Origin of the sequence: Actibacterium sp. (assembly GCF_041584535.1) — a bacterium.
In the GTDB taxonomy this organism is placed as follows: domain Bacteria; phylum Pseudomonadota; class Alphaproteobacteria; order Rhodobacterales; family Rhodobacteraceae; genus Actibacterium_D.
Genome location: NZ_JBFHDW010000416.1, coordinates 1 through 1617 on the forward strand (window position 1 = coordinate 1; position 1617 = coordinate 1617).

The 1617-nt window shown below is 58.3% G+C and carries 3 protein-coding genes; all 3 read left to right on the forward strand.

The genetic code is table 11. From position 1 onward, the window contains the following. On the forward strand, window positions 1-292 hold a 292-nt coding region (locus tag ABYW26_RS14285), incomplete at its 5' end, for a cytochrome c biogenesis protein CcdA (RefSeq protein ID WP_372605579.1). Between the two features lie 18 nt (window positions 293-310). Then, window positions 311-874, forward strand: coding sequence for a thioredoxin family protein (locus ABYW26_RS14290; protein ID WP_372605581.1), 564 nt, complete (start codon window positions 311-313; stop codon window positions 872-874). A gap of 174 nt (window positions 875-1048) precedes the next feature. Next, on the forward strand, window positions 1049-1525 hold the full coding sequence (gene soxX / locus ABYW26_RS14295; protein ID WP_372605582.1) for a sulfur oxidation c-type cytochrome SoxX: 477 nt from the start codon (window positions 1049-1051) through the stop codon (window positions 1523-1525). The last annotated feature ends 92 nt before the right edge of the window (window positions 1526-1617 follow it).

Here is a 1617-nt window from a genome sequence, read left to right on the forward strand (position 1 = left end):
CCCGGCGCTGGCGGCGATCCTGATGGTGGCCAGCGGTATGGGCGATATCTGGCGGGGTGGGGTGTTGTTGCTGGTCTATGGTCTGGCGATGACCGCACCGTTCGTCATCGCGGCGCTGTTCTCGAAACCGTTCCTGCGCTGGCTGCAACGCAACCGCAAATATCTGGGCTATGTCGAAAAGGCGATGGGGGTCATGCTGATCCTATTCGGTGTGCTGATCGCCACCAACCGCGTCGCCTATATCGCGCAATTCATGATCGAACATTTCCCGTGGTTCACATCCGTCGGGTAGCATCGGGAGGATTCCGGAATGAGACTTGTTGCTTTTGTCATCGCGGCGGTCACCGCCTTTGCCTTGCCGGTGTTTGCCGCGCCGCCGCTGGGCGACGACGGCCTGCACAAGCCCGTGTGGCTGGAAGATACGTTCAAGGACATGTCCGAGGACCTTGCCAGCGCTCAGGAACAGGGCAAGCGCCTGCTGATCATCTGGGAACAGCGCGGCTGTATCTATTGCAAGAAGATGCACACTGAAATCTTCCCGCTGCCCGAGATCGAATCGCTGATCGTCGAGAACTATTTCGTCGTGCAGATGAACCTGTTCGGCGATGTCGAGGTGACCGATTTCGACGGCACGGTTCTGCCCGAAAAAGAGATGGCGCGGCGCTGGGGAATCATGTTCACCCCGACGATGATGTTCATGCCCGACACCGCCCCCGAGGGCGGCACCGCGGCGCAGGCCGCCGTGGTCACGATGCCCGGTGCCTTTGGCAAAGGCACAACGCGGGCGCTGCTGAACTGGGTGCTGGAAAAGGGTTACGAGACCGACGAGCATTTCCAGAAATATCTGGCCCGCACGGTCTATGGCAACGAATGACAGCGATTCTGAGTGCAGTGCAGCATAAAATTCTGCATTGCAGAAACATTGTTGCGTCAGGGTAGCGCAACGCGAAATTTAAAAAATATGCAAATAACTATATTTGTTATTGCGTGTTGCCCGCCGCATCCGTTAGTTTGGGGCGGGATTAAGGCACTGGGAGGAGTCTTTTTAATGAAACGTGCAATTTTGACCGCAGTTTGCCTTGCCGCAAGTGCGGGCTTTGCGATGGCAGATGTTGACCCCGCGGATGTCAAATTCGAAGACGGCGGTGCGGTTGAGGCCTCGCTGACCGGCGCGGCCGGTGATGCGGCGCAAGGCCGCAAGATCATCGGCTCCAAGTCGCTGGGGAACTGTGTGTCCTGCCACGCCATTACCGAAATGTCCGATGTGCCGTTCCAGGGCAATGTCGGCCCGGTTCTGGATGGCGTCGGCAGCCGCTGGAACGAGGCCGAACTGCGCGGCATCGTCGCGAATGCCAAGAAAACCTACGAAGGCACCATGATGCCGTCGTTCTACAAGTCCACCGGCTATATCCGTCCTGGCGACGCTTATACCGGCAAGGCTGCCAAGTCCGATCCGATGCCGCCGCTGTTGTCGGCGCAACAGATCGAAGACGTGGTTGCCTATCTGACGACGCTTAAAGACTGATCCTGCGCGGATCTTTCACCTGATAAGGAGAGAGCAATGCAACTTACACGACGTGGAGCAATCGCGCTTGGTGCCGGGGCTGCGGCCATCGC

What these genes read in the sequence shown, in the direction of transcription:
- soxX (WP_372605582.1), top strand. Translation starts at nt 1,049, where the DNA reads ATGAAACGTGCAATTTTGACCGCAGTTTGCCTTGCCGCAAGTGCGGGC.
- ABYW26_RS14290 (WP_372605581.1), top strand. Translation starts at nt 311, where the DNA reads ATGAGACTTGTTGCTTTTGTCATCGCGGCGGTCACCGCCTTTGCCTTG.